Here is a 4,213-nt window from a genome sequence, read left to right on the forward strand (position 1 = left end):
ACATCGGGATCCTTGATGATCGGGTTGAGCGCCAGTACCTCTGGCACGCTAGACCCATTCTGCTGGGCGATGAGCACCAGCGTGTCGCCGGCTTTGACGGTGTAGGTGTTAACCAGCATCTGTTTGTCGTCCTTGTACATTAGACGCGCTCAGGGCCAAGCCGCAGCCCTGAGTGCGCACAGCGATGAAGGTTGTGACGCTAACAAATGCCTATGAAAACCAATGTAGGACCATTCCTAGTGCTACGACATCTCTATCCGAAAAATCGAGCATGTCATCTGGACTGTCTCCCGTGTAAGCGGCAGCATTGCCGGCGATACACCCATCGCCAGCAATGCCGACTGCTACCATTCTGCGTTCGCAGCCCTTACACGCGAGCTTCCAGGATCAGGTTGAAGGGGGTTTCCGTTGCGCGGCGGAACCGGCTGAATCCCGCCTCGTTGAACACGTTGCGCAAGCGTGCCTCACCGGCCTGCGCACCCAGGCCCAGGCCGACCTCCTGGGACAAGGAGTTGGGCGTGCAGATAAAGGTCGAGGCGGCGTAGAACAGCCGGCCCACCGGGTTGCTGTTCTCTTCCAGGGTGTCGTTGGCGTAGGGCTCTACCAGCAACACGGTGCCGTCCGGTTTCAGTGTTGCCCGGGCATGCCGGGCAGCCCCCACGGGGTCGCCCATGTCATGCAGGCAGTCGAAGTAGCAGATCAGGTCGTAGTCAGCACCGGGATAGTCCTTGGCGCTGGCCTGGATGAACTGCACGCGATCCTCTACACCGCCTTCCACCGCGCGCTGTGTTGCCGTGGCAATGGACGGTGCGTGGTAGTCGAAGCCGGTAAACCGCGACGCCGGGAAGGCCTGGGCCATGATCACGGTCGAGGCGCCATGCCCGCAGCCGACATCGGCCACCTTGGCGCCTGCACGCAATTTTTCGACGACGCCGTCCAGCGCGGGCAGCCACTCCGCGACCAGGTGCGCACGATAGCCGGGCCTGAAGAAACGCTCGGTGCCGCTGAACATGCAGGTATGGTGCTCGCCCCATGGCAGGGCACCGTTACCACGCATGGCTTTTACCAGCTTGTCCTTGTCGTGGAACAACGCTGAAATCACCACGGCGCCACCGGCGACGTACACCGGCGAGTCCTCTATTGCCAGGGCCATGGCCTGCTCTTCAGGCAGGCGGAACTGGCCCTCGACATACTCCATGTAGCCTGACGCCGCTTGAGCACTCAGCCATTCGCGCAGCAACCGGGCATTGCAACCGGTTTTGCTGGCCAGCGCTTCAGGGGTGGTGGGTTGGCTGTCGGCCATGGCCCGATACAGGCCCAGCTCTTCGCCTAGAATTACGTTGGCAAGCATTGCTGCGGCGCCCATGTCGGTCACCAGCTTGCCCATGAAGTCATTCAGTTTGGCCTCGTCCATGGTGTGTACTCCTTTCAGAAGACCACTATCAACGCAGGCACCGACCAGGTCGGTGACCTCCGGCCGTTACATCGGGAGTGAGGCTTTAAGTATAGTTCCGCGCCGTAGTGACGATGATCCGTTCGGCTCGCGCCCCGTGCTGGCTAGGAGCCGTGTTTGCCGAGTGCCTTGGCAACATCGGCCTGGATCTTGTAGGCCGGCGCTTCCACCGCGTCGTAATCACGGGTGTAGCGCGCGGCAAAGTCATCGACGCCCCATTGCTGGTACTGCTGCACATGCTTGAGCTCATGGGCCCAGAGGGCGACATTGTTCAGGGCGTCCTGCTCATGGCGAAAGACGATGATGTCCATCAAGGTCACGGCATTCACGTCGGGGTTTTGCAGCATGGCATTGGCGGCGTTCAGCTCCTGGGTATCGCCGACCTTGTAGCGGGCGCTGTCGAGGACCTGGAAGTCGTAGTAGGGTTCAAGTTGCACACGGATGTTCAGCGGAATCGGCTGAACATCACCCGCAGCGGCTGAATTGCGCGACTGCTTGATCCAGCCGGCAAGGCCGGTAGCCGCTATTTGGCCGACTTGCGCAAAGACGGTACCGATCTCTGTTTGGCTGACCGGCGCGCAGAAGCAGCTGCCCATGCACACCTGGTACTGGCCGGTGGGGCATTGTGTGGTGGCGCCAGAGGCGAGCAGGGGGCTGCACAGGGTAATGCTCAGGGCCATCGAACGGCCCAGTGTACGCAAGGAAGCGGCTGGCATGAGGGGTCTGGAACCAAGGCTGATCGGCAATAAGGGCGGTGGATGCTAGCGAGTGTTCGACCATTGAGAGGGCGGTAAGTTGCGTTGTCGGCCCGCAGTTATCACCTGTGTTCGCCGAGGCCTGGGCCCCGCGTGCCATGGCGCTGCCGACGGCCGTGTTGTTCAGCGCAGGGGGGCGGCGTAGAATCCCGGGCATCAGGCCGCACCCTCCATACTCATAATGATCTGTTGACTGCTCGCTTCACCCAGGCCTGCGGCCATGGGTGGCGATAGCCTGCGCAGGTCTTTTGCGTATGAATTTGAGTTTCGAGTGCCCGTACAGGTACCGGGTTGGTTCTAGACCAGCCCGGCAGCGGCCCCTGTAGGCGGTGTGCTCCCAGAGCGTTGCCCATCTTTTGACAAATACACCCACGGATACGCGTGCCGGTAGTTGGTTGAGCGTGATTGCGCTGGCCCTGGCGGCTTTTATTTTCAACACCACCGAGTTCGTTCCGGTAGGCCTGCTAAGCGCCATCGGCGCGAGCTTTGAACTGTCGACCGCTCAGGTCGGCCTGATGCTGACGGTCTATGCCTGGGTCGTATCGTTGACCTCGCTGCCGATGATGCTGCTTACACGCAATATCGAGCGGCGCAAGCTGCTGGTTCTGCTGTTTGTCCTGTTCATTGCCAGCCATGTGTTGTCCAGCATGGCCTGGAGCTTTGGCATGTTGCTGCTCAGCCGCATCGGTATTGCGTTGGCGCACGCTGTGTTCTGGTCGATCACCGCCTCGCTGGCCGTGCGCGTGGCGCCGCCGGGCAAGCAGGTGCAGGCACTCGGCCTGCTGGCGACCGGAACAACACTGGCGATGGTGTTGGGCATTCCCCTTGGGCGGGTGGTGGGCGAGGCGCTGGGTTGGCGGATGACCTTCATGGCGATTGCCGGGGTGTCCGGGTTAACCATGCTGTGCCTGGCCAAGTCCTTGCCGTTGCTGCCCAGCCAGAATTCCGGCTCGCTGCGAAGTCTGCCGGTGCTGTTCAAGCGGCCGGCGCTGGTGTCGCTCTATGTGCTGACCGCAATGGTGATTACCGCCCAGTTTACCGCTTACAGTTACATCGAGCCGTTTGTCGACGTCGTGGCGGCCATGAGCGGCGAGGTGACCACCTTGCTGTTATTGCTGTTCGGTGGTGCGGGGTTGTTCGGTTCGTTGCTGTTCAGCCGCTACAACAACCGCTTCCCTCGCGGTTTGCTGATGGCCTCAATCGCTGCACTGGCGCTGTGCCTGGCGCTGTTGTTGCCCCTCTCCGGTGGGGTATTGGCGCTGGGCGCGCTGTGCGTACTGTGGGGTGTGGCCATCATGTGTTTCGGGCTGGTGATGCAGGCCAAAGTGCTGAACCTCGCGCCCGATGCCACCGACGTGGCGATGTCGCTGCATTCGGCGATCTACAACATCGGTATCGGTGGTGGAGCCTTGCTCGGTAGCGTGGTGATCAGCCACGTGGGTGTGGCTCACATCGGCGTCGTCGGTGGTCTGCTGGCCGGGGCTGCACTGTTGGTGTGCGTGGTGACCACCTACCGCTACAGCGCGCCGGCCAAGGTTGTTTCGCAGTAGAGTGGCTCAGTAGCTGTTGCGTACTCGCCGGGTAGTACGCCAGTGGGTCAATACCCACCAGTAGACCAGGCCGTTGACCAGCAGCACCACGGCACACAGTACGATCTGGATCGAGGCGGTCAGCCCGGCGGGGTAGATCAACGGCCAGACATAGTGCTCAATAAACCCGCCGCTGTAGCCCGAGCTGCCGGCGGCCTGGCGCAAGGCGTTTTCCCAGGCGGTCAGCGGGCAGGTCAAATGAAAGCCTTCGACCGCTGCGCCCCAGGCAATGGCCGGCACGTGGCACCAGATCAGCGGGCGCCACTTGAGCACCAGCAGTCCGCCAAAGAGCACAAAAAGAATAAACAGCAGATGGAACAGCACCAAACCATCGGCGCCCAGACGGTACAACATGATCACTCCTGAATCGGCTTACGGTCCCTGTTACGCAGCAGGATAATCCAGCTGCCATTACG

4 protein-coding genes are annotated in these 4,213 nt (G+C 61.4%); 1 reads left to right on the plus strand and 3 read right to left on the minus strand.

Going from position 1 to position 4,213, the window contains the following annotated elements:
* Positions 1-367 precede the first annotated feature (367 nt).
* Both EKA13_RS26095 and EKA13_RS26100 read right to left on the minus strand, forming a co-directional pair.
* Entirely contained in the window at positions 368-1,414 is a 1,047-nt protein-coding gene (locus EKA13_RS26095) for a class I SAM-dependent methyltransferase (protein WP_065761934.1), read from the minus strand.
* Between the two features lie 143 nt (positions 1,415-1,557).
* Positions 1,558-2,169 carry an eCIS core domain-containing protein gene (locus EKA13_RS26100; protein ID WP_083199920.1) on the minus strand — a complete coding sequence of 204 codons (612 nt, stop codon included), beginning with the start codon at positions 2,167-2,169 and terminating at the stop codon, positions 1,558-1,560.
* A 395-nt stretch (positions 2,170-2,564) separates the two neighbouring features.
* Here EKA13_RS26100 and EKA13_RS26105 point away from each other — a divergent pair, with 395 nt between their 5' ends.
* The gene (locus EKA13_RS26105) at positions 2,565-3,758 is read left to right on the plus strand and encodes a sugar transporter (protein WP_065761935.1); all 1,194 of its coding nucleotides are present in this window, start codon (positions 2,565-2,567) and stop codon (positions 3,756-3,758) included.
* A gap of 6 nt (positions 3,759-3,764) precedes the next feature.
* On the opposite strand, the gene EKA13_RS26110 is transcribed toward EKA13_RS26105, so the two are convergent.
* On the minus strand, positions 3,765-4,151 hold the full coding sequence (locus tag EKA13_RS26110; protein ID WP_065761936.1) for a DUF2784 domain-containing protein: 387 nt from the start codon (positions 4,149-4,151) through the stop codon (positions 3,765-3,767).
* Positions 4,152-4,213: the final 62 nt, after the last annotated feature.

The organism is Pseudomonas defluvii (assembly GCF_001695625.1).
Taxonomy (GTDB): Bacteria; Pseudomonadota; Gammaproteobacteria; order Pseudomonadales; family Pseudomonadaceae; genus Aquipseudomonas; species Aquipseudomonas defluvii.

Coding starts and splice junctions, on each gene's coding strand:
- EKA13_RS26095 (WP_065761934.1), bottom strand. CDS start 1,414: ATGGACGAGGCCAAACTGAATGACTTCATGGGCAAGCTGGTGACCGAC.
- EKA13_RS26100 (WP_083199920.1), bottom strand. CDS start 2,169: ATGCCAGCCGCTTCCTTGCGTACACTGGGCCGTTCGATGGCCCTGAGC.
- EKA13_RS26110 (WP_065761936.1), bottom strand. CDS start 4,151: ATGTTGTACCGTCTGGGCGCCGATGGTTTGGTGCTGTTCCATCTGCTG.